Source organism: Corynebacterium sp. HMSC063G05, from assembly GCF_001810555.1.
Taxonomy (GTDB): Bacteria; Actinomycetota; Actinomycetes; order Mycobacteriales; family Mycobacteriaceae; genus Corynebacterium; species Corynebacterium jeikeium_D.
Genome location: NZ_KV801855.1, coordinates 1 through 22,793, shown reverse-complemented (window position 1 = coordinate 22,793; position 22,793 = coordinate 1). Strand labels below are relative to the sequence as shown.

Here is a 22,793-nt window from a genome sequence, read left to right as displayed (position 1 = left end):
CGAAACCAGCAGCTCAGTGCCGGCTCCACACTCCTTCGCGGCTGCGGCGGACCTCAAAGACCTGGTGCACGTGGTAGCCGCCGATGGTGGGGATGGTGAGGAAGTGGCGACCGTCGTCAAGCTCGTGCCAGAGGATGCGGCCGTAGCGCACGCCGTCGCGGACGTGGGCGCTGAGGTAGTCGGCGCGTTGTTGGCCGCGGAGGGTGGCGTAGAAGGCGGGGTCGACGGGTAGTTGGACGAGATTCCGGGAGTGGGGGTCGATGTCGACTTCTTGCAGTCGGATGGCGACGGGTCGGCCGTCGACGAGAAGGTCAGCGGTGTGACGGCTGAGGTGGATGATGTGGACGTCGCTTATTGAGGTGTGCATTTGGCGCTCCTATTCGCTCTTCCCCGCAGGCGGTCTGTGGGGCTGATCTTCCTTTGGGGCACCGGGTCCGCGAATCGGGCGGTTGCCTATCGACGCTGTCAAAGGCCATTTCTCGTCGATATCTTGTGATCGTGCCGCCCACCCTAACACCAACTAGACAGCTTTGTCTACCATCTCCCGCACGCTTTACGACGAGACCCCACCCCGCCACTCCCGGAAGCTACCCCTTCCCCATCAGCACCAGGACCACCAGCGCCACGTTGAGCGCGATGATGAGCCCGCAGATAACCCATGCAACCCGGCGCAGTAGTGGGGTGTTGGCCCAGATGCCCATCTCGGCATGCGAGGAGGTCATGCGCACCAGCGGGACCAGCGCAAACGGGATGCCAATCGACAGCACCACCTGGCTGAGCACCAGCGCCCACGTCGGCTCCACGCCGCTGGCGATAATGAGCAGCGCCGGAATGATGGTGACTACGCGGCGCACCAGCAGTGGCACACGCACCTTCAGCAGGTCGCGCATAATCAGGTCACCGGCGTAGCAACCGACAGAGGACGACGCCAGCCCGGAGGCCAACAGCCCAACACCGAAGAGCACGCCCACCACGGGACCAAGCACGCTGGTCACGGCGGCGTGAGCACCTTCGATGGAGTCAGTCCCCTCCACTCCCGGAAGTGCTTCGGCCGCGAGACACAGCATGCCGATATTCACCGACCCAGCCAGCACGAGGGCACCGAAGACATCGATACGCGTGGCCCGTAGGTGCTGGCGCAGCGAGGAGTCATCTTCCACCTTGTACTCGCGGTCGCGCACCAGCCCGGAGTGCAGGTAGACCGCATGCGGCATCACGGTCGCACCCAGCATGGATGCCGCCAGCACCACGGTGTGCGCGCCTTGGAAACGCGGCAGAATTCCGCTGGCCATCTCCCCGAGACTCAGGCCCGTGACAAACAGCCCGGCCAGGAACCCCACCGTAATGACCAGCAGGAACGCCACAATCACGCCCTCAAAAGTGCGTTGCGAACGCCCACCCTGCAGCAGCAACAGCCCCAGCGAGACCACGCCAACAATGACACCACCGAGCAGCATCGGCGTCCCGAAGAGCAGGTACAGCGCGGTGGCGCCACCAATAATTTCCGCCACATCCGTCGCTGCCGCCACAATCTCGGCCTGCACCCAGTACGCCAGCCGCCCCGGCCGGTTCGAACCGAAGCGGTCGGCAACGCCCTCAGTTAGCGACCGCCCCGTCACCAGGCCATACTTCGCCGACAGATACTGCACAACCATCGCCATAAGGTTGGACACCACCAACACCCACAGCAGCAGATACCCGTAGCTCGCGCCCGCAGACAGGTTCGCAGCCACATTTCCGGGGTCCACGTAGGCAATCGCCGCCACAAACGCAGGCCCCAGCAGACTCATCATGGGCTTGCGGTTTTTCTCGCTTGACGACGTCACTTGCGACCCTTGTGCCCCTGAATCTTTCACCCGGCCATTATTTCACGGCCTCGACACTAAATCTTCAATCAGCCCAAAATTTGGGCAGCCATGGTGCCACCGAGATTCACCAGGCGGTCGGGGATGTCGTCGTCAAGCGAACCGACAAACACGACGGGCTCGGCCGCAAGCTCCCACTTGTAGCCGGTCGTGATGGTTTTCATGGCGTTTTCCGCGCCGGTGGTGTCGAAGCCGCCGCGGATCCAGTAGGAAAATGGCAGCCCCTTAGTGGCTTCCTGCGCCTCCCGGAAGGTGGTGTCGAAGAAGTGCTTGAGCGCGCCGGAGATGTATCCAAAGTTGGCGGAGGTACCGAGCAGGATGGCGTCGGCGCTGGTCAGGTCATCGATGGTGGCGTCGAGAGCCTCGACAACCTTGACATCCACGCCCTCTAGCGCGGGGTCGTTAGCGCCCTCGAGCGCATGGCTTAAGACTTCCTGCAGGAGCGGGGTCGGGGAATGGTGGACGACTAGAAGAGTAGACATGCCCCGAGGGTATCGGCAGTGATAGGGTAAGCGCAGGTTTCAGCAACAATCCAATGTTTATCAATTCGAGTAAACGTGGCGTCCAGTAAGAAAGCCTCAAATTCGTACTGAACTAGGCGGCAATCGAAGAACGGAAAAATAGATGGAACCATACATCGGAATTGCAGTTTTTGAGTTAACAAAGCAAAGAGATTCAACCTCGGCGAATGAGAGCTTCTTCCGTGAGGACTTATACATTGTCTTTGCCGATTCTGATAGCGCCGCATACGCGCAGGTCGAAGCATTAGCCCACGAAAATGAATTAGCCCCAGAAGATCCTTCCCACTCGGGAGGATCTGTCACGTTGCGCCACATCGTCGATGTCGCCCCCGCTCTTTACGGTCGCGTCGATACAGACATCGACATCTATTCTCGCCACTTCGCATCCCTCGAGGATTACAAACGCTTCGAAATGAAATTAGGTGGCAAAGATCCTCTAGCGGAATCCTAAGACCCATATCATGAACCGCTCCCGCAATTTTGCAGTTGCTGCACTTCTCTTAGCCTTGACCTGCTACATTGGACTGTTTTTCGTCAGCACTGCGCTCTCCGATGCCTGGACAATCCCCCTCGCCGTCGGAGTCTTCGGATTCGGCCTGGTTAGCTTTCTTGCAGCACTGAAGGCCCGGGCAAACGGTTTGACAATCGTGGCGGCACTAGTTGCATTCGCACTCTTGCCCCTAACGTATGTACTAGCCGTAGTTCTCGGCAGCCCCTAGAAAATCACCTGTTCGCGAGGAATTTCCAGACCCGCACGCAGGGCTTCCGGGAGGTCAGCGATGGAGTCGAGCTCTACGCTCCCGCCGCCATCGCTAGCATCACCGCCACCGCTCAGCGAATCCAGAATCCACCGCTGCGCTGCATCCACCGACACCTCGCCGAGAGTCACGTCGCCATCGCGCTTGGACAGTCGCCGCCCTTCAGAGTTCACCACCAGCGGAACGTGCACGAACGAAGGTGCGGTGTGACCGAGCAATCCGGCTAAGTACGCCTGCCGCGGGGCCGAGGACATCAGGTCATCGCCACGCACAACCTCGGTGACACCCTGCTCGGCATCATCGACGACGACCGCCAGGTTGTAGGCCCACATGCCATCGGCACGCTGGAGGACAAAGTCATCGATCGGAGCGGCAATCTCGCCATACAGCTCATCGGTCGCGGCCCCCTCACTCACCTGCGATTTCAGGCGTATCGACGGCCTTCTCCCCGCCGCCGCAAATTCGGCCTTTTTCGCGGAGAGGTGCTCGTCGTCAAGCGAACGGCACGTGCCGGGATACTGCCCTGGCACGCCATGCGGCGCGGAGGAGGCGGCGAGGATTTCACGGCGCGTGCAGAAGCAGGGATAAGTCAGGCCGCGTTGCGTGAGGTCGGCGAGCGCGGATTCATACAGGTCAGAGCGTTCTGACTGGCGGACCGGGGCGCCATCCCAGTCTATGCCGATGGCCTCGAGATCGGCGAGCTGCTGCGCCTCATACTCGGGGCGGGAGCGCTGGCGGTCGATATCTTCGATACGCACGATGAAGCGACCGCCCTGCGCGCGGGCGTGCGCCCAGGCGAGAACCGCGGTGCGCAGGTTTCCCAGGTGCAGCCGACCGGTCGGCGAAGGGGCGTAGCGGCCGGTGGGTAAAGTGGAATTAGTCAACCGTTGGGAACTGGTCACAGGAATATGTTAGCGAGACCCCAAGATGATAGTTGAAATCTTGGGGAAAGATCTCCGGTTGAATAATTCAAATCATCTTGGAGGAAATTCATCTATTACTCGAAAGGCATTCATGACCTCTCAATAAAATCAAGGGTTAATGTATGCGTGACTTTTTGTAAGCGGATCTTTTAGAGGAGAACAATGTCATCACGTTTGCGCGTAAATTGGCTAGCATCGATTTCCATTATCGGACTAGTCGTGAGCCTCCTCTGTCTCCTGGGCATCGCAAATGGGATGTACACATTGAGCAAACTAGCTAACCAGACTGCCGTTATGAGTACAGCAGCTATTACGGCAAAGACAGATCGCGCGCTGCTCTACTGCTTAATCGCTCTTGCCAGCCTGATTGTAAGCTGTTTTACATTTATTGTTAACGGAATGCGCAGTAAGCGTGGAGCTAAGAAAACAAATAATTAAACCCGCTCATCCTCTAACTCCTGCGGACTCAAACCCACAGGAGTTAGAGGATGAGAGGCAGAGTCGGCCTCGAAGACTTCATCGGCACTCGCTTGGAGCCCTGAGCGGCAGGTAACATTCCCTCCCGTGACAAATAACGAAAACCTGCCCAAGTCTGGGCCGGGCAACGCCGAGGCTGCCGCTGTGAGCACCTCGCACGCGCCCGAGAACGCAACTAAGTCCGAATCCACAGCAACCACGCCACGCCACATCCCGGTACCGAAATCGCTGTACCCGATGTTCACGGCCATTTTCATTGGCGTGCTGATTGTCTCCAACATCACCGCCACCAAGGGCGTGGAAATCTTCGGCCTGGCCACCGACGGTGCCTTCTTCCTCTTCCCCTTGAGCTACGTCATCGGCGACGTGCTTTCCGAGTGCTACGGCTACAAAGCCACCCGCCGCACCGTGTGGACCGGGTTTGCCATCCTCGCCGGCGCAATGCTCTGCTTCTTTGCCGCCATCAAGCTCCCGGCGGCACCGTGGTACGAGAATCAGGAAGCATTCGCCACTGTGCTGGGCACCGTCCCGCAGCTTGTTCTCGCAGGTCTGGCCGGTTATGTCGTCGGTCAGCTGCTCAACGCCTGGTCGCTCAACGCCATTAAGAAGCGCACTGGCGAAAAGGCTCTCTGGGCGCGCCTGATGGGCTCGACTGTGGTTGGCGAGTTCGTCGATACGCTCATCTTCTGCTCCATCGCCGCCACCGCGATCGGCATCGATACCTGGGGCACCTTCGTCAACTACGTCATCGTCGGTTTCATCTGGAAGACCGCCGTCGAGATCGTAGTCATGCCACTCACCTACGCCGTCATCGCGTGGGTCAAGCGCCGCGAAGGCTACTACGACACGCACGTTCCCGCTTAACGACGAAAAAAGTGCCGCGACCTCGCCTGAGAAGCGAGTAGTCGCGGCACTTTTCTGTTTTACTTCACATCCCGTTTGGCATTGACCCACTGCGCAACGCCAACCGCCACAACAATCCAGGCCACCAGCACCACGATGTTGAACCACATCGGCTGCGTCATGCCGGCCTCAAACCCGATGCGTGGATTCTCCGGATTTGCCATCAGACCGCCCAATTGCGTCGACAACTGCTGAATGCGTGCACCCGGCGTGACCAGCCACAGTGGCCGGAAAATCGCATACGCCAGCGCCGCGAACTCCAGCATGCTTTCCACCACCAGAATCCACACCAGCGGAATAGCGACAGCGGCCACGCGCGAGCGCGTCAGCACTCCCAGCGACATCGCGATTAGTCCAAACACTACAAAGCCAAGCACTCCGGCGAGCATGTCCGTGGCAGCGTCGCCGCCCTTGAACTCCACGCGCGGGGAAACCGTCACCGATAGCCAAGCAAGCGCCACACCAATGACCCAACAGACAGCAATCAGCACAAGGGTCAGCGTCATCCGTGCCGAAAGCCACAGGCTCCTTCGGTCCTGCGTCAAGAACGCATGCGCATTCATCTGATCGTTGTACTCACCCGCCAGGGTGGAGCCACCAAAGGCAATCACGATCATGTTGAAGATCACGGTCCCCAACAGCAGCAATTCCCAATCAGCGGTCGCACCAGCATCCGCCGCCATGCTGAAAGCCGCCATCGGCCCAGCTATCGAGCCCACCAACAACACCACATACACCCACGTGCCACGCAGGCTGGCTAGCTTCGTCCACTCCGACCGCAAAGCGTTTCCAAAACTCATCTCAGTCACTCCCCTACTGCCCAATCGCCTGCGCGCGGTACTCCTGCGATTCCTGGGTCGCAGCCAGGAACTTCTCCTCCAGGTTGTCGCGCTTCGTGTGCAACCGCGTCACCAATAGCCCCTCACGCAAGGCAGCAGCCGCAATGTCGCGGCGGAGTTGCTGCTCACTGATGCCGTCGTAAAGCGGAATGCGCAATTGCTTATCGACGTCAACCCCCTGCGCCACCGGCCCTAACGCCTGCAGCAGCCGAGCCGGATCATCGACCTCAACTTCGATGACCGTGCCGTCGGAGAGGAATTCGTCCATGCTGTACTCGCCGATCATGCGGCCGCGGCCGATGACGACGATGCGGTCGGCGGTGAGCTGCATCTCGGAAAGGAGGTGCGACGACACGAGGACTGCGCAGCCCTGTGCGGCCAGCGCCTTGATGGTGTGGCGCATCCACGAGACGCCTTCGGGATCGAGGCCGTTGACCGGCTCATCCAAGATCAGATGCTGCGGCTTGCCGAGCAGAGCCGCCGCCACTCCCAGACGCTGCTTCATGCCCAGCGAATAGCCGCCGACCTTGTCCTTCGCGGCTTCAGTCATGCCGACCTGCTCGAGGCACTCCTCCACGCGGGTGTCGGGGATGCCAGCGCCGCGGGCGAGGGCCCGCAGATGAGAGCGGCCCGAACGAGCTTTGTTGTGCCAACCGGCATCCAGAATTGCGCCGGCGATGCTGGGCTTATTCTTCAGCGTGGAAAAGGGCTGGTTGCTGTAGGTGTTGCCCTGGGAATCCGTCCCGGTGAACAAGGCCTGGCCCGTGGTCGGGGTATCGAGGCCCAGCATGCAGCGCATGGTGGTGGACTTGCCGGAGCCATTTGGGCCGAGAAAACCTGTCACTACACCGTCGGGAACGGTGAAGGACAGGTCATCGACGGCTAATTTCGAACCGTACTTCTTGCTGAGTCGTTCAACCGTGATCATGTCCTCCATGATGCCGGTTGAGACTGCCTCGCGCAGTAGAGCTAGGTCTAGTTTTGGGGCCTTTCCGGTTGCTCCCTCCACTTCACGCCACGGGTGTCACCTCATGCCACCTCCACAGCTGGCACGAGGTGACGTAGGTGTCGTGAAGTGCGAAAAGGTAAGAGCAGAGCCCCAACCCAGCGCCTAATTCCCCACTGCACGGCCACCGTTGGCGTAGTAGCGGCCCATGAACTCATCGCGATACTCGAAGAACCGGTCCTCCAGGATCGCAGCGCGAATGTTCTCCACCAGCTGCACCATGAAAAACAGGTTGTGAATCGTGCACAGCGTGCCAGCCAGGTACTCCTTGGCCTTCAACAGATGATGCAGGTAGGCCCGGGAATAATTCAGCGAAGTGTAGGAGGGCACCTCCGCATCCACGGGGCGGAAGTCGTTCTTGAAGCGGGCATTCGTCAAGGTCATCCGGCCATCGAGCGTGTACACACCACCACGGCGGGCAAGCCTCGTCGGAGCCACGCAGTCAAAGGTGTCGGCACCGGCCTCGACAGCGGCGAAAATATCGTCCGGCTCGGAGATCCCCAGTAGGTGGCGGGCGCGGTCGTCGGGAAGCTCGTCATTGACCCAACCGCAGATCAGGCCCAGATTCTGCTTCTCAATCGCCCCACCAATGCCATAGCCGTGGAAGCCGAGCTGGCCGGCGTCCTCGAACTCGCGGGAGAGCTCCACCAGCCCGCGGGCGGCCTTTCGACGCAGGTCTTCGTACTGCGCACCCTGCACGACACCGAATAACTGCTGGATGGGCAACTGGCCGTCGTCAAGCGAATGGACGTGCGCGTCAACCTGACCGCGCGAAATCGTCAGCTCGTTGTGAGCCTGAAGGCAACGACGCGCCCAGCGGTGCGTGCGCTCGACGGATGCCTCCTGGTAGCCGCGGGTGTTCATCAGCGTGGTGAGCTCGTCGAACGCCATCATGATGTCGGCGCCCAGCGCGTGCTGAATACGCATGGACACCTCCGGCGTGAAGCGATGCTCGGAACCATCGATGTGCGAGCGGAAGGTCACGCCGTCCTCATCGACGAACGCGTTGCGCTCTTTGCCCTCGGCGACGATGTCGTCTTTCTGCATGCCGGTGACGTCCATCGCGAGGGTCTTTTTAAAGCCCGCGCCGAGGCTGAGCACCTGGAATCCGCCGGAGTCAGTGTACGTCGGGCCATTCCAGTTGGAGAACTTTGCCAATCCGCCGGCCTGGTCGACGATTTCCTCGCCGGGCTGCAGGTACAGGTGGTACGCGTTCGACAGCATCGCCTGCGCACCGGTGGACCGCACCTGCTCCGGCGTGAGCGTCTTCACCGTCGCCTTCGTGCCGACCGGAATGAACGCCGGCGTAGCAATATCGCCATGCGGGGTGTGGATGGTGCCAGCACGTCCGCGCGCGCCTTCGATTTGCTTTACGACGTCAAAGCCCGTCGTCCTCGACTGCGACATGAAGCTCCTTGGTTGTGGTCCAGTGCTAATGCCTTGAGGTTACCTGGGTGCTATTCGCGAGTTACTCAGCGCTGTCGTTTTCCTCGGGTTGGGCAGCGTTTTCCGGGTCCCACACGGCGCGGCTACGACGTGGCGCTTCCTCTTCGAGTCCTTCGCGCTTCATCAGTTCCGCAACCGTAATCTTCTTCCGCTTACGAGCCGGGCTGTAGTACGGGCGGACCTCGACGTCCTTGGCATTTTCCGGGTTCGGCTGGGCGTCGGTTGGTTCAGCTGGCGCGGGCTGCATGAGCTGTTCGGTCGGCTCCGCCTGCTCTGGCTGTGCCGGCTGCTCCGGATCAAAAGGCGCCGTAGGGGCGGACAGTTCGGCCTGCTCAGCCTGGTCAGCGGGTTCGGCCTGCTCAGCCTGGTCAGCGGGTTCGAGCTCCTTCAGCTTTGCCTTCTTCCGCTTCGGAATCCAGCGGTTACGCTTCTTGGTCGCGACAGCCACAGCAGTACCACCAGCTGCGCCCGCCGCGCCCTCTGCACCAGCACCGACTTCACCATCGGCACTGTCTGCTTCGTCCTCGTCAGCGTCAGCCCCGCCAAAGCCACGCCCAGCGCCTTCGCTTTCGGGCAACAGGGACTCACCGCGAGCCATACGCTCGCGGCGGCCCTTCTCCACCAGCTCCTCGGAAACCTCTTCCAGGGCAGAGCCTTCGACATCCACAGAAGGCAACACCTTGTCCAGCCACTTCGGCATGTACCAAGTAGCGCGGCCAAGCAGGAACATGGCTGCCGGGATGAAGGTCATGCGGATAACGAAGGCGTCGAAAAGCACTGCGGCACCCAGCGCGAAACCGAATACCTTGATGATCGCCAGGGGTTGCCCGGCGAACGCCGCGAAGACGGAGATCATAATAATCGCAGCGGCCGTGACCACACGAGCGCCAAGAGTAAAGCCTTCAACGACCGATTCTTCGACCGCGTTGTACTTCGATTCTGGCGAGGATTCACCCTTGTTGTGGGTGTAATGCTCGCGCATGCGGGAAACCAGGAAGACTTGATAGTCCATGGCCAAACCGAACGTCACACCAATGAGGAAGATTGGCACAAAGCTGACCAGCGGACCCGGAGTGCTAATCACACCCCAGAGGCCATCCTGGAAAAATGCCACCGTGACACCGAATGCGGCTGCGACAGAGAGCAAGAAGCCCACACCGGCAGTCACCGGCACCATCAGGGAGCGGAAAATCATCAGTAGCAGAATCACTGCCAGCCCCACGACAACGCCCAAGTAGAGCGGCATTGCGCCCTGGAGACGGTCGGTGATGTCAATTTCGATAGGAACCAGGCCAGTGACACCGGTGAATAGGCCGGTGGTTTGCTCAATCTGCTTCTGCTGATCGCGCACCGCGTTCATCAGCTGCTTGGTCGCAGGATCGAGCGGACCCGACTTCGGGGTCATAATCATCTTGACCGCAGTGCCGTCATGATTCATGCCAATCATCTGGATGTGCTCGACACCGACATTGGATTTGAACTGGTCGACAGCGTAGCTATAGGAAGCCTTACGGGCGGCCTCGATGTCAGAGAGTTCCGGGTTGGTCTGTTTCAGGGACTCGATAAGTGGTTTGAGCACCGGTGCGTCGGGCTTCACATCATCCGACTTGGCAATAATGATGAGCTGTGAATTACGTCCCGCGCCGAAGCCCTCTTCAATCATGGTGATGGCCTTGCGGTTCGTGCTGTCCTTCGCCGCAGTAGAGTCCGACGGCAGCGCCAGCTTCAAGTGCATGGCCGGGTAGGCCAACGCCAACAGCAAGACGATACAGCCGACCAGGAACAACCCTGGGGCCTTGTGCACGAAGGTGACCCAACGGCGCCCCATCGTCATCTCGCCGAAGAAGGAAGAGCGGCGTCCCTTGCGCGCATTACGCGAGGGGTTGCCAGCAACACCGGGCACGCGACCAGCGAAGACCTTGTCGCCCAACAGAGACATAACTGCCGGCAGCAGAGTCAGAGAGACCAACACTGTGAAGGCCACCGTGATTGCCGCCGAAATACCCATCAGGGACATGAACGGCACCTTGGCAACCGTCAGCGCTGCCAACGCGACAATCACAGTGAGGCCAGCGAAAACCACAGCGGAGCCAGCCGTACCGGTAGCCATGCCGATGGCGTCTTCGTTGGTCATCCCTCGGGCTCTTTCTGCCCTGTAGCGAGAGAGGATGAACAGTGCGTAGTCAATACCGACAGCCAGGCCGAACATGACGGCAAGCACCGGGGTAATCGAGTTGACGTCAGTGAATGCGGTCATCAATGTCACACCGAAGACACCGATGATGATGCCCACTACCGCCGTCACAATAGGCAGGAACGAAGCCACCAGAGATCCGAAAGTGACAACCAGCACGATAAACGCCACTGTCACACCGATAATCTCCGAGGTCGGAGCCACCTCAATCGCGGGCTGCATGCCCGGGCCAGAGGCCTCGACCTTGATACCTGCGTCACGACCGGCCTGCATCGCGTCGAGAAGCGCCTGCATATTCTCCGGCTCGATGTCCTGCGGCATCTTGGCATCGAAAACGAAGGTGGAAATACCGTAGCGACCGTCATCGGACACGGTACGCATGGCATTGGCATCGGCCTCGGCGACATCCTTGGGCAGGCCAGCGGCCATGCCCTGTTCCTTGACCATCGCCTGCATCTTCGGATTGAGGTCTACCGGGTTGTGAAGTTGCAAATCGTCGGCGATTTGGCCGACATTGTCGCGGATGCCGTTAATGACCTGGTCAACAGCTTCTTTATTCTGTGGATCATCGAGCCTCTGCCCCTCGGGGGCCTCGAAGGCGACATAAATACGCTGCTCTCGAATTGGGTTCGGAACATCGGGGAACTTTTCCTCAATCACGTGTGAAGCCGTTGCCGACGGCATGCCGGGGATCGAGAACTGGTCGATGAACCCCTTCTGGAATGCGGCAACTGCACCGCCCAGCCCCGCCAAAATCAGGAACCACGCGATGATCACAGTCCATTTATGCAGGTAGGAGAACCTGCCGAGTTTGAACAAGGCCTTTGCCATGTCAAGTTTCCCTTACGTCTAATATTCGCCTGGACCGCCCCCAACTGCAGCTTCCCCAAGTTCGCGCTACCCAAGCACTCCCTCGGACTTCACCTGCAGTTTGAAGCCTCTTCGCTACTCCGATGCTAGCGACCACCCCGGATTGGCCAACATCAACTCTGGCGCTGACACGGTCATTGGGGGCGGGCACGACATAAAAACCGGAAATACTTTTGCTAAGAGTAGCGGACTTCCCGGATAAACGTGAACAATGGGGTGTGTGTTACTGATGTTAATTTTGTGATTTAGGTGCTCCAGGTCGGACGCCTCACCATTTGCCGCTTTACGACGGACACCTCCCACACCTCCACCACACCCAGGCAATCAGGGCCGATTAAATGCAAAACCCCCGGGGCTCCTACTTAAAGGAACCACCGGGGGTTTTATTGGCGGTGACGGAGGGATTTGAACCCTCGGTACGGGGTTACCGCACAAAGCATTTCGAGTGCTTCACCTTCGGCCGCTCGGACACGTCACCGCTAGAAAACGTTACAGGTAGCCCCTTTATCTACCAAATCCCCAGGTCAGAAGGCTCAGCTGTCCGCACAGAACCACAACCCCCGCCATCCCAAATCACTCCATCTACTGCACCATCCACGTAAACCACCGCGCTCTTCGGGGTGGCCAACGCCCGCTGAGATATGAAGGAATAGTCTGTAGCTTGAAATCTAGAAACTTAAACACAGAAGTGCAGCCACACAGAAAGGGTTCTCCCTCATGATTCGTTCCGCCATCATCGGCTACGGCAACTTGGGCCGCAGCGTCGAAAAGGTCATTGCCGACCAGCCGGATATGGAACTCGTCGGTGTTTTCTCCCGTCGCGATTCGCTGGACACTGAGGCCCGCGTGCTCCCGGCTGCGGATGTCGAAAAGTACAAGGACGAGGTAGACGTGCTGTTCGTGTGCCTCGGCTCGGCCACCGATGTCCCGGAGCAGGCCCCTGAGCTGGCAAAGAACTTTACGACGGTCGACACCTACGACAACCACCACGAGATTCCGAAGCACCGCGCGGCCATGGACGCCTCCGCTCGTGAGGGTGACAACATCGCCATGATCTCGACCGGTTGGGACCCGGGCCTGTTCTCCCTGAACCGCGTCCTGGGCGCTGCCATCCTGCCGGGCGCAGACCAGATGACCTTCTGGGGGCCGGGCCTGTCGCAGGGCCACTCCGATGCCGTGCGTCGTGTGCCGGGAGTGAAGAAGGGTGTCCAGTACACCAAGCCGAACCCGGAAGCTATCGAGGCCGTGAAGAAGGGCGAGGGCGCAGACCTGAAGGGTAACGAGTGCCACCTGCGCCACTGCTTCGTCGTCGCTGAAGAGACCGGCAACGCCGAGGAGGACGCCAAGCTCAAGGAGCAGATCCGCGAAACCATCGTGACCATGCCGGATTACTTTGCCCCATACGAGACCATCGTGGACTTCATCTCTGAAGAGGAGTTCGACCGCGACCACCAGGGCATGCCGCACGGCGGCCAGGTCATTACCCGTGGCCAGGCCGGTACCTCCGGCCACGTCATCGAGTTCGGTCTCGAACTGGAGCGCAACCCCGACTTCACCGCAGCCGTCCAGGTTGCCTACGGTCGCGCTGCCTACCGCCTGAAGCAGGCTGGCGAGACTGGTGCCCGTACCGTCTTCGAGATCGCCCCGTACCTACTGTCCGCCGAACCACTGGATGACCTAGTGGCTCAGAAGCTGTAGCCAGCCCCAACGCTGACAGCCGGCCATCGAAACACAAAGAACCCCAACCGTCTCCGCACATCAGAAGCGGAGAAGGTTGGGGTTATCTCTACCCGAAAGCTAAGCGCTTTACTTGTCAGTCAGCTTGCCCAAGGCCTCAGTAGCCTTGTCCTTCAGGTCCTCAGCACCCTGCTTGACCTTGGACGCAGCCTGCTCGCCCTTGCCCTGGTTTGACAGGTCGTCATTGCCAACGGCGTCGCCGGCAGCTTCCTTAACCTTGCCGCCCAACTCGTCGGCCTTGTTCTGCAGCTCGCTCATTATGTAAGCCTCCCATGTAAACGACTTAATCTATTTCTATAGAGCCACCGTCTAGCAGCCCCACTAGTTCCGACGGTACGTGAAAATGGAGGCTCGTCACGGCCACAGCGGGAATTGTGACCTAACTGTGACCCCGCTCACGCTCCCGACTGCCGTTGCCGTTCGAAGAATTCGCGCAGGTAAACGGAGCATTCGTCGGCAAGCACACCCCCGCGCACCTGCGGCGTGAATGCATGGGCGGGATCGCGGATGACATCGGCGATGGAGCCGCACGCGCCGGTCTTGGGCGACCACGCGCCGAAGACCACGCGCCCCACGCGCCCCATGACGCACGCGCCGGCACACATCACGCACGGCTCAAGTGTCACGACCAACGTGCACTGCTCCAGCCGCCAGCCGTCACCAACGACGCGGGTGGCCTCGCGCAACGCAATAACTTCGGCGTGGGCAAGCGGGTTACCATCAGCTTCCCGACGGTTTGAACCCCGGCCCACAACCTTGCCCTCGGCATCCACGACCACAGCTCCCACCGGCACATCCCCGGGTGCCGTGTGAGCAGCTTCGGCAATAGCCAGGCGCATCCACTCTTCGTCGAGAATGTCCTGTTTTCGACGGGGTAGCGCGCTTGGCCGCTCGGTCAGGTGACCTTTGTCAGGGTTAGTCGTCATAGGGGTCGTAGTCGTCATCGTCACCGTCGTAATCCAGGTCGGCGACATCGGCGAGCTCCTCGGCGCACCCCAGCTCCTCGGCGATGGCCAGAAGCTGCTCGGACGCCCACAGCGACTGATCGTCACAGATGGACTCCAGGGCTTCCTCCGAACAGCCCAGGTCAGCGAGGATATCCATATCTCCTTCGGCCCAGGCGTCGACATCGTCGAGCTCGTCCTCGTCGAGGTCGGGGATATCCAGATCCAGCTCGTCGAACACATCTGCCGCAATGTCGTCGGTGACGGCGGCGGTGGCGTCGGAAAGCACAACGCGCAGCGACCCAACGCCCTGGCGCACGAGAATGAAGTAATCGTCGTCGATATTGAGCATTCCGACAGCGGCGCGTTCCGAACGCAGATTGCGCAGCGCCTGTGCAGCGTCAGCGAGGGAATCGGTGGCGTCGTCCCCAAGATCGACGACGCGCCAACCGCGCTCCCCCATAGTTACGGCAACCGCGAAGGAGCGGTCGTCATCGGAGGTGTACCCTCCGGAAAAGGTCGTGCTCATAACCCACAACGCTAGTCGCTGTATGTCATGCTTGTCAGGTGAGCAATTTCGAGTCCCCCTCCCCTGCTTCGTCCTCCCTGTCAGCTGCACAACTACCCGCGGTATGCATCCTCGGTTTGGGCCTCATCGGTGGCTCCATGATGCGCGATCTGCGGGCCCACAACGTCGAATGCTTCGGTTGGAATCGCTCGTCCACGACGGTCGAGGAAGCCACGAAGGAGGGATTCGACGCCAGTACAGATCTTCAAGCCACGCTCGAGCGCGCTGAGGCCAGTCGCGCGCTCATCGTAATTGGCACCCCCATGACAGTCGTCGGCACGATGCTCGACGCGATCAACGAGCACGCCCCCAGCTGTGGCATCACGGATGTGGTCTCCGTGAAGGCGGCCGTCGCCGCCGAGGTCTCCGCTCGCGGGATGGAGGAACGCTTCGTCGGCGCGCACCCAATGGCGGGTTCCGCGCAGGCGGGCTGGTCCGCCACGCTCGAAGGGCTTTTCGACGGCGCCCCCTGGGTCATCACCTACGACCTGGCAGCTGCTGCCGACGCTGCAGGCAAGCCCGTCCCGGAGCGGTGGATTGAAGTCTTTTCGCAGGTCGCCAACTTGGGAGCAGCTCTTGGCAGTCAACTCATTCCAGCGCTGAGCGATCACCACGATGCCAGTGTCGCCCGCATCTCCCACATGCCCCACCTAGCGGCCTACGCAATTGCCGCCGCCGGTGAAGCCGGTGGCCCCCTGGCCATTTCGCTTGCAGCCGGCTCTTTCCGCGACTGCACCCGCGTCGCCGCCGCTGCTCCTGACATGGTCATGTCCTGGTGTGAGAACAACACCGAACCCGTGCTCACCGCGCTTGACGACGTCATCGAGCGCCTCACCGCCGCGCGCACCCAGTTGGCCACCGAGGGAACCGCTATGGACCTGGCCAAAACCGGTCAGATTGCCCGTGTCCGCTACGAGGCCCGCCCTGCTCACCGCCCGATTTTCCGACTGCGCGTCGGCGAGGGCGGCTGGATCAACCAGTTGAAGTTGGCCGAAAGCGTCGGCGGACAGATAGATGTGTTCTAGTGTGGAACTATGTTTTCCCCCGAGCTGCACACCAGCCTCGCAGGCATCACTGTCGTCAACTTCGCCATTAACGTACCGGGACCACTGGCCGCTCAGCACTTGGGCCAGCTAGGCGCCCGGGTGATTAAGGTCGAGCCACCAACAGGCGATCCGCTCGGCGCCTTCGGCCGCTCCTGGTATGAAGCTATGTCCGCAGGTCACGAGATTATCCAGGCGGATCTGAAGAGCAATGAGGGTCGCGCACAGCTGAGCTCGCTGATCGATGAGGCCGATGTGGTCATCACCTCGGTTCGCCCCTCCGCGCTGGAACGCATGGGGCTGGCGGGCCTCCACGAGCGCCCGAATGGGCCGGTACATATCGACATTGTCGGTGATACCGAAGCTCCAGAAACCCCTGGCCATGACCTGACCTACCAGGCGGAGGCCGGAACCCTCACGCCTCCGGCGATGCCGCCGGTGCTGTTGGGCGACATTCTGGGCGCGCACTTTGCGGTCACCGCTGCCCTTGCCGGGTTGATTAAGCGGGCGGGTGCTGGGGCGGACGTCGTAAAGCAGCCTGGACTGCACTGCCGCATCGGCCTAAAGCAGGCGGGCGAGGCCGGTGCCGCGCCGCTGAAGTACGGCATGACGGCGCCCGGCGGACTACTCGGTGGCGGCCTGTGGACGTACGGCCTCTACCCCAGCGCCGACGGCTACGTGGCCGTGGCAGCGCTGGAGCCGCACTTTGCCGCCGCCCTGACCGAGGCCACTGGCGCGAGCAACCGCGAGGAACTTGCGGATTTCCTCCGCGAGCGCACCAACGCCGAAATCATGCAGCTTGCCAGCGAAAAGGCGCTGCCACTGGCTGCGGTGGAGTAAGAGGGCGACTTAAGGCCGCGTGCCTCGACGTACTCCTGGGCCTGGAGCCTTACGCGGTCAGCCCCGTGGCCTCCGCGGTGAGCTCCACCGAACGCAGTCGGTCAGGAACCTTCAACGACTGATGAGCCACGATCAGCTCATCCGCCGCCGAGTACTCACCGAACTGCGCAATCTGCTCACGCACCTGTGCCACCGTGCCGACTGCCGTATGACGGAACATATTCTGCACCTGGCGCCCCTGCGGGGTATCCATCAGAATCTCTGCCTCATCGTCGGTGAGGTGGTGACCACCGCGGCTGAGGAACCGCCTGACCATGTTCCTGCGGGTAGCGAAGTACTGCTGCTGCGCATCCTCTTCGCTTTCCGACGCAATCACGTTCATGGCCGCAAAAGCGTACGGCTTATCCAGCTGCTCAGAAGGCTGGAACTGCTCGCGGTAGACCGCGATGGCATCGCGAAGCGCGTCCGGCGCGAAGTGCGAAGCAAACGCGTACGGCAAGCCGAGCGCCGCCGCGAGCTGAGCACCAAAGAGCGAGGAGCCCAGGATGTACAGCGGCACGTGGGTGCCGCGGCCCGGAATCGCGTTGATGCCCTTAATCAGCGACTCGTCGGAGAGGTAACCGCGCAGCTCCTGCACATCCTGCGGGAAGGAATCAGAAGAGCGCGGGTCACGACGCAGCGCACGCATAGTGGCCTGGTCAGTGCCCGGAGCGCGGCCAAGCCCCAGCTCGATGCGATTCGGGTACAGGTTCGCGAGCGTGCCGAACTGCTCCGCGACCGTCAGCGGTGCATGATTCGGCAGCATGACGCCGCCGGAGCCGAGGGTGATGCTCTCGGTTTTTGCAGCCACGGCTGCGATAAGAACTGCCGGCGACGAGGACGCGATGGAGTTCATATTGTGGTGCTCTGCGTACCAAATACGCTGATAACCAGCCCTTTCCGCTGTCTGCGCCAAATCGATGGAGCCCTGCAGGGCGTCGGCGTGGGACTGCCCCGAGGCTACGGTAGCGAGGTCAAGAATGGACTCAGTACGAATCATGGTTCCACAGTCTAGACCGTTAGGCGGATATTGCGAGTTTGAGATGTTTCGAATACTGAGGCGCTGGGGGTTGGGTTTTGGGGTTTGGGTGCGGGTGGCTCATGGGTGGCTCGTGGGCGGCTTGCGGGTGGACGGGCTCATGGGTGGCTCGTGGGCGGTATTCACTTGTCGATGAGGTATTCACATATCGATGAGCTATAGCCTGGCCACAAGTGAATAGCTCATCGATATGAGCGCAGGCAAAGCCAATACCGCGCGCATAAGTGCCGGAAAACCATCGATAAGTCGGGCAGACAAAAAGACCCGCACCTTACCGGTGCGGGTCTGCGTTGTGCGCCCGAAGGGATTCGAACCCCTAACCTTCTGATCCGTAGTCAGATGCTCTATCCGTTGAGCTACGGGCGCATTTTGTTGTTATTCAGCGACTCTGGGGTAATTCCCTCGGCCCCTGCAACGAATAGATACTTTACTCATCCTGCTAAGTTTTACAAAATCGCCTGTTCAAGCAACCTTTTCGGCACTTATTCAAGTACATATTCGTTGCACATCAACAACAGGTTTCGTAGCGGTTACCCCGGCCTATCCGAACAGGACCGACCGAGGTAACCCTGACCGAGGTAACGGAGAAACCGAGGAACTACTCGCCGCGGACCCAGCGGACAGCGTTGCCAAAGATGTCCTGCTCACCAATGCCCGGAATGTTGCGCATCAGACCCTCACGGAAACGCTCCGGGTGGCCCATCTTGCCCAGAATCCTGCCGTCAGCACTGACAATGCCCTCAATGGCGTAGGAAGAACCGTTCGGGTTGGCTGGCGCTGTCATCGTCGGCACGCCGTCGGCATCGACGTACTGGAAAGCGACCTGACCGGCCTCGAACAGGCGGCGGGCCTCGTCCTCGGAAACCACGAAACGACCCTCACCGTGAGAAACCGGCATGAGGTGGGTCTGGCCTGGCTCGAAACCGCGCAGCCACGGGGAATTCACGGTCGCGACGCGAGTGGTGGCGATGCGGGACACGTGGCGCAGCTGGCGGTTGTGGGCCAGGGTCGGCGAGTCCTCGCGGAGCTGCGCAGGGTCGCCGTACGGCAGGAAGCCGGACTTGACCAGCGCCTGGAAACCGTTACAAATACCGAGCACAAGACCGTTGTCGGCCACGAACTCCTTGACGGCGGCTGCGACATCGTCGGAACGCAGGAACGCGGCGATGAACTTGGCGGATCCGTCCGGCTCATCACCCAGGGAGAAGCCACCGGAGAATGCCAGGATGTCGGAGTCCTGAAGCTTCTCGATGAACGCCTTCGTGTCCTCCGCCAGCATTGCCGGGGTCAGGTTGCGGATTACGTGGAACTCGTAGGTAGCGCCAGCCGCGACGAATGCCTCGGCCATGTCGTACTCGGAGTTGGTACCAGGAAAGACTGGCAGCAACACGTGGACATCCTTCTTGCCCGGGCTCTGCAGGTCGGTCTTGGTCTCGTTGACCTGGTTAGCGAACTCCGGCAGGGCTTCGCCCTCGTAGTCATTGAGCGGGAAGACCTCACGGTAACCGGACTCCATTGCCTCCAGAGCCTCGGCGACAGTGAAGGACTCCTCACCGAAGCGCAGCGTGCCCGACTCGTCGGTGGCACCGATCTTCACAGCACCCTCAACAGCACCCTCAACATCCTGACCAGCCGGAACAGCCACCACAATGGAGCCCAGCGGAGCCTCCGGAAGGGATGCCTCCAGGCCCACGCCATTGCCCACAGCCATGTTGACCAGGGTCGCAGCCAGATCCGCGTTAGTAACAGCCGAGGCCGCAGCCGGACGCAGCTCCCGCACGGCAGCAAATAGTTCGTTGAGCTGCTCGTAGTTCGGCTCCCCGGACTCGAGTGGCTTGTGCGCAAACAGGTAGAGGTCGAAGTTACCTGCCGGGATTGCAGCAGAGACAGCGTCGGTCTCGTCCATCGCGGCAACTGCGAAGGTCACCAGGGTCGCCGGCACGTGCAGGTCCTCGCCGTAGGTGCCGGACATGGAGTCCTTACCGCCAATGGCCGCAACCTGGAAGCCGTCCTGAGCCTCGAGCAGACCGAGCAGAGCCTGCGCAACCTCGCCCCAGCGCTGCGGATCCTGGTCCAGGCGCTGGAAGTACTCCTGCACACTCAGCCAGGCACCGCGCGGATCGCCACCGGCCGCTGCGAGCTTAGCCAGTGCCTCCACGACGGAGTAGGAGCCCATGAGGTACGGGGACTCGTCGGCAAGCGATGGCGAGTAACCCCAAGTCATGACGGACGCGGTGCTCGTGCCGCCATCGACCGGCAGCGTCTGGATCGACGCCTGCTCGTCGGTCTTCTGCGTCGCGCCACCGTACGGCATGAGCACGGTGGAGCGGCCGACGGTCGAGTCGAACTGCTCGATCATGCCCTCCTGGGAGCCCGCCGTCGCCGCACGCAGCGACTCCAGCACGCTCGCCGGTACCTGCTTTACGACGCCGCCCTCCGCAGCAACCATCTCGACATTCTGGGCGCGGTCAGCGCCGTTGGTGTCGATGAACTCACGGGAGAGGTCGAAGACAACCTCGTCGCCCATGAACATGCGCAGACGGCCAGTGTCGGTGATGTCGGCCAGCGCGACGGCCTCAATGTTCTCCTCGGCAGCGGCGGCGATGATGAAGTCGGCATCCTCCGGGCGCACGACCAGCGCCATGCGCTCCTGGGACTCGGAAATCGCGATTTCGCGGGCATTCAGACCGGCGTACTTCAGCGGCACGCGCTCGAGGTGAATGTCAATGGAGTCAGCCAGCTCACCAACCGCAACGGACACGCCACCAGCGCCGAAGTCATTACAACGGACGATCTTGGTGGCGACATCCTCGCGGCGGAACAGGCGCTGAATCTTGCGCTCGTTGACCGGGTTACCCTTCTGCACCTCGGCGCCGGAGCGGCCCAGCGAGTCCTCATCGTGGGCCTTCGACGAGCCGGTCGCACCGCCGACGCCGTCACGGCCGGTGCGGCCACCGAGCATGATCACCACATCGCCCGGCGCAGGTTCGAGGCGCTTGACGTTGTCTGCCGGGGCAGCGGCGACGACGGCACCGAGTTCCATTCGCTTAGCGACGTATCCCGGGTGGACCAGCTCGCGCACACCAGTGGTGGCCAGACCGATCTGGTTTCCGTAGGAGGAGTAGCCGGCTGCGGCACGAGAGGAGATATCGCGCTGCGGCAGCTTGCCCTCGAGGGTCTGCTCGCGCGGAGTGTTGATGTCACCTGCGCCGGACAGACGCATGGCCTGGTAGACCCAGGAACGGCCTGACAGCGGGTCACGGATTGCGCCGCCGAGACAGGTGGAGGCGCCACCGAACGGCTCGATTTCGGTCGGGTGGTTGTGGGTCTCGTTCTTGAACATGAGCAGCCACTTGCGGTCATCGCCCTCGACGTCGACGTAGACGGAGCAGGCGTTGATTTCCTCGGAAACTTCCTGGTCATCCATCACGCCCGTGCGACGCAGTTCGCGGCCCATGATGGTGCCCATGTCCATCAGGGTGCGTGGCTTGTGAGTGCGGCCGTTGAGTTCACGCAGCTCGTCGTAGCGACGCAGCGCGCGATCCAACTGCGCGGCAAAGCGCGGCTCGTTGTTCTCGATGGAGGTCAGCTCGGTGTTGAAGGTGGTGTGGCGACAGTGGTCTGACCAGTAGGTATCCAGCGCGGACAGCTCCACCTCGGTCGGAGTGCGGCCCTCGGAGCGGAAGTAGTCCTGGATGGTCTTCAGATCGGCCAGCGACATGGCCATGCCGTCGGCTGCGAGCAGCTCGGCCAGGCCTTCGTCATCCAGCTCGGTGAAGCCCGGGTACTCCTTCAGCGGCTCGATCTCGCCCATGCTCGGACGGCGCAGGACGTTCAGGTTCTTCTCCCCCGACTCGACCGGGTTAATGAGGAAGGAGCGTACGGCGTCATTCACCGGAGCGTCGAAAACATACAGCGTTGCCGAGGTGATCTGCGCGCGGGTTTCCGGGCGGAGTAGCCGCAGGGCCTGCTCGGCGGCATCGGCACGCTGGTCGTACTGGCCAGGAAGAGGCTCGACAGCAAGGTAGTTCCCCAGCTCGGCGGGGGCCGGGAGCTCGACCAGCTCGTCGACACGCGAATCAGCAACTACCGACTCACGCAGCGCGACAAGATCCTCCTCCGTCGCATCGAAAGCATCGTAGAGATAGTAGATTGCCACCTCGCCGTCCTGGCCGATCGAGGACAGCAGCGTAGCTTCCTCATTGCGGAACTCGGGCTTACGGCGAACGGCTAGACGGGCGTCCATCAAGGCTCCTATCGAAATACGGGGAGGGCAACCGGGGTCTAAGTCTATTGCAACTGTTCAGGATAGGAAAATGTCCCCCGGTGTGCGAGGCGGCGCGGGGCGGCGCGGGGCGGAAGCCCCGACTGACCAAGTACAAGGCCAGGCTAATCGGATTCAGCCGGGCAAAGGCTGCGCGGGGGTGTTGGAGGTACGGCCGTGGCGGCTCAGGGAGGTGGCGAGTCGGTCGGCAGGTCCGGGTTGGTGCCTGTTGCTGCGCTTTGCTACCTGTTGCTGCGCGTTGCTGGAGCAAGGGAGCTGGTTCGTTGTCTTATCGATGCATAGTTCACCTATCGATTCGCTATAGCCTGGCCACAAGTGAACAGCGCATCGACAAGTGCACACGTAGCACCCACAGCGCGCGCATAAGTGGCGCAAAACCATCGACAGGCCACGAGAAACCATCGATAAGTGACCGAACCCTGGCCACAAGTGAAGGACCTCGCTGCCCCCGCCCCGCAATGCCGGGTTAAGTAAAGAAAAGTGTGTCCGCATGCCA

Annotated in this window: 19 protein-coding genes, 2 tRNA genes and 1 riboswitch; of the genes, 6 read left to right on the top strand and 15 right to left on the bottom strand. The window is 61.2% G+C overall.

What is annotated here, in order from left to right:
* Positions 1 to 13: 13 nt before the first annotated feature.
* From HMPREF2751_RS10650 to HMPREF2751_RS07065, 3 genes are all read right to left on the bottom strand, one after another.
* Positions 14 to 367: a hypothetical protein gene (locus HMPREF2751_RS10650; protein ID WP_080969589.1), complete on the bottom strand. Its 354-nt coding sequence runs from the start codon at positions 365 to 367 to the stop codon at positions 14 to 16.
* 10 nt (positions 368 to 377) lie between these two features.
* Positions 378 to 498, bottom strand: a riboswitch (SAM riboswitch).
* 89 nt (positions 499 to 587) lie between these two features.
* Positions 588 to 1,856: an Nramp family divalent metal transporter gene (locus tag HMPREF2751_RS07070; protein WP_305764414.1), complete on the bottom strand. Its 1,269-nt coding sequence runs from the start codon at positions 1,854 to 1,856 to the stop codon at positions 588 to 590.
* Positions 1,857 to 1,894: 38 nt separating this feature from the next.
* Positions 1,895 to 2,347 (bottom strand): flavodoxin family protein, encoded by a 453-nt coding sequence (locus HMPREF2751_RS07065; RefSeq protein ID WP_070595757.1) that lies wholly within the window; start codon positions 2,345 to 2,347, stop codon positions 1,895 to 1,897.
* A 142-nt stretch (positions 2,348 to 2,489) separates the two neighbouring features.
* Here HMPREF2751_RS07065 and HMPREF2751_RS07060 point away from each other — a divergent pair, with 142 nt between their 5' ends.
* Positions 2,490 to 2,837 (top strand): DUF4288 domain-containing protein, encoded by a 348-nt coding sequence (locus tag HMPREF2751_RS07060; protein ID WP_016421859.1) that lies wholly within the window; start codon positions 2,490 to 2,492, stop codon positions 2,835 to 2,837.
* A 264-nt stretch (positions 2,838 to 3,101) separates the two neighbouring features.
* On the opposite strand, the gene gluQRS is transcribed toward HMPREF2751_RS07060, so the two are convergent.
* Positions 3,102 to 4,046 (bottom strand): tRNA glutamyl-Q(34) synthetase GluQRS, encoded by a 945-nt coding sequence (gene gluQRS / locus HMPREF2751_RS07050; protein WP_016421857.1) that lies wholly within the window; start codon positions 4,044 to 4,046, stop codon positions 3,102 to 3,104.
* Between the two features lie 315 nt (positions 4,047 to 4,361).
* On the opposite strand from gluQRS, the gene HMPREF2751_RS10645 reads away from it, so the two are divergent.
* Both HMPREF2751_RS10645 and HMPREF2751_RS07045 read left to right on the top strand, forming a co-directional pair.
* Positions 4,362 to 4,505, top strand: a complete 144-nt coding sequence (locus HMPREF2751_RS10645; RefSeq protein WP_224783815.1) for a hypothetical protein — start codon at positions 4,362 to 4,364, stop codon at positions 4,503 to 4,505.
* A gap of 126 nt (positions 4,506 to 4,631) precedes the next feature.
* Positions 4,632 to 5,408 carry a queuosine precursor transporter gene (locus tag HMPREF2751_RS07045; RefSeq protein ID WP_070595756.1) on the top strand — a complete coding sequence of 259 codons (777 nt, stop codon included), beginning with the start codon at positions 4,632 to 4,634 and terminating at the stop codon, positions 5,406 to 5,408.
* Between the two features lie 59 nt (positions 5,409 to 5,467).
* Here HMPREF2751_RS07045 and HMPREF2751_RS07040 read toward each other — a convergent pair whose 3' ends face one another.
* The 5 genes from HMPREF2751_RS07040 to HMPREF2751_RS07020 form a co-directional block, all read right to left on the bottom strand.
* Positions 5,468 to 6,247: an ABC transporter permease gene (locus HMPREF2751_RS07040; RefSeq protein WP_070546602.1), complete on the bottom strand. Its 780-nt coding sequence runs from the start codon at positions 6,245 to 6,247 to the stop codon at positions 5,468 to 5,470.
* A gap of 13 nt (positions 6,248 to 6,260) precedes the next feature.
* Positions 6,261 to 7,214 carry an ABC transporter ATP-binding protein gene (locus tag HMPREF2751_RS07035; protein ID WP_070595761.1) on the bottom strand — a complete coding sequence of 318 codons (954 nt, stop codon included), beginning with the start codon at positions 7,212 to 7,214 and terminating at the stop codon, positions 6,261 to 6,263.
* A 183-nt stretch (positions 7,215 to 7,397) separates the two neighbouring features.
* Positions 7,398 to 8,699 carry a tRNA guanosine(34) transglycosylase Tgt gene (gene tgt, locus HMPREF2751_RS07030; protein ID WP_070595755.1) on the bottom strand — a complete coding sequence of 434 codons (1,302 nt, stop codon included), beginning with the start codon at positions 8,697 to 8,699 and terminating at the stop codon, positions 7,398 to 7,400.
* A gap of 61 nt (positions 8,700 to 8,760) precedes the next feature.
* On the bottom strand, positions 8,761 to 11,763 hold the full coding sequence (locus HMPREF2751_RS07025; RefSeq protein WP_070595754.1) for an MMPL family transporter: 3,003 nt from the start codon (positions 11,761 to 11,763) through the stop codon (positions 8,761 to 8,763).
* A 426-nt stretch (positions 11,764 to 12,189) separates the two neighbouring features.
* Positions 12,190 to 12,280: transfer RNA gene (locus tag HMPREF2751_RS07020), tRNA-Ser, on the bottom strand.
* Between the two features lie 239 nt (positions 12,281 to 12,519).
* Between HMPREF2751_RS07020 and HMPREF2751_RS07015 the strand changes: the two genes are divergently transcribed.
* Positions 12,520 to 13,500 (top strand): diaminopimelate dehydrogenase, encoded by a 981-nt coding sequence (locus tag HMPREF2751_RS07015; protein ID WP_049193862.1) that lies wholly within the window; start codon positions 12,520 to 12,522, stop codon positions 13,498 to 13,500.
* A gap of 108 nt (positions 13,501 to 13,608) precedes the next feature.
* Here HMPREF2751_RS07015 and HMPREF2751_RS07010 read toward each other — a convergent pair whose 3' ends face one another.
* The 3 genes from HMPREF2751_RS07010 to HMPREF2751_RS07000 all read right to left on the bottom strand — a co-directional run bounded on the left by HMPREF2751_RS07010 (position 13,609) and on the right by HMPREF2751_RS07000 (position 15,012).
* Positions 13,609 to 13,797 carry a CsbD family protein gene (locus tag HMPREF2751_RS07010; RefSeq protein WP_049193864.1) on the bottom strand — a complete coding sequence of 63 codons (189 nt, stop codon included), beginning with the start codon at positions 13,795 to 13,797 and terminating at the stop codon, positions 13,609 to 13,611.
* Positions 13,798 to 13,934: 137 nt separating this feature from the next.
* Complete coding sequence (locus HMPREF2751_RS07005) at positions 13,935 to 14,513, bottom strand: nucleoside deaminase (protein WP_083304424.1); 579 nt, start codon at positions 14,511 to 14,513, stop codon at positions 13,935 to 13,937.
* On the bottom strand, positions 14,455 to 15,012 hold the full coding sequence (locus tag HMPREF2751_RS07000; protein WP_005510946.1) for a tRNA adenosine deaminase-associated protein: 558 nt from the start codon (positions 15,010 to 15,012) through the stop codon (positions 14,455 to 14,457). Before HMPREF2751_RS07000 ends, HMPREF2751_RS07005 begins: the two co-directional genes overlap by 59 nt.
* A gap of 38 nt (positions 15,013 to 15,050) precedes the next feature.
* On the opposite strand from HMPREF2751_RS07000, the gene HMPREF2751_RS06995 reads away from it, so the two are divergent.
* Both HMPREF2751_RS06995 and HMPREF2751_RS06990 read left to right on the top strand, forming a co-directional pair.
* Positions 15,051 to 16,076, top strand: a complete 1,026-nt coding sequence (locus HMPREF2751_RS06995; RefSeq protein WP_049193868.1) for a prephenate dehydrogenase — start codon at positions 15,051 to 15,053, stop codon at positions 16,074 to 16,076.
* Positions 16,077 to 16,085: 9 nt separating this feature from the next.
* A complete protein-coding gene (locus HMPREF2751_RS06990) occupies positions 16,086 to 16,934 on the top strand; it encodes a CoA transferase (protein WP_049172453.1) in 849 nt (282 codons plus the stop codon).
* 49 nt (positions 16,935 to 16,983) lie between these two features.
* Here the strand turns inward: HMPREF2751_RS06990 and HMPREF2751_RS06985 are convergent, their stop codons facing one another.
* The 3 genes from HMPREF2751_RS06985 to HMPREF2751_RS06975 form a co-directional block, all read right to left on the bottom strand.
* Entirely contained in the window at positions 16,984 to 17,973 is a 990-nt protein-coding gene (locus HMPREF2751_RS06985; RefSeq protein ID WP_070595752.1) for an LLM class flavin-dependent oxidoreductase, read from the bottom strand.
* 332 nt (positions 17,974 to 18,305) lie between these two features.
* A tRNA-Arg gene (locus HMPREF2751_RS06980) sits at positions 18,306 to 18,378 on the bottom strand.
* 232 nt (positions 18,379 to 18,610) lie between these two features.
* The gene (locus HMPREF2751_RS06975; RefSeq protein ID WP_070595751.1) at positions 18,611 to 22,258 is read right to left on the bottom strand and encodes a phosphoribosylformylglycinamidine synthase; all 3,648 of its coding nucleotides are present in this window, start codon (positions 22,256 to 22,258) and stop codon (positions 18,611 to 18,613) included.
* Positions 22,259 to 22,793 lie beyond the last annotated feature (535 nt).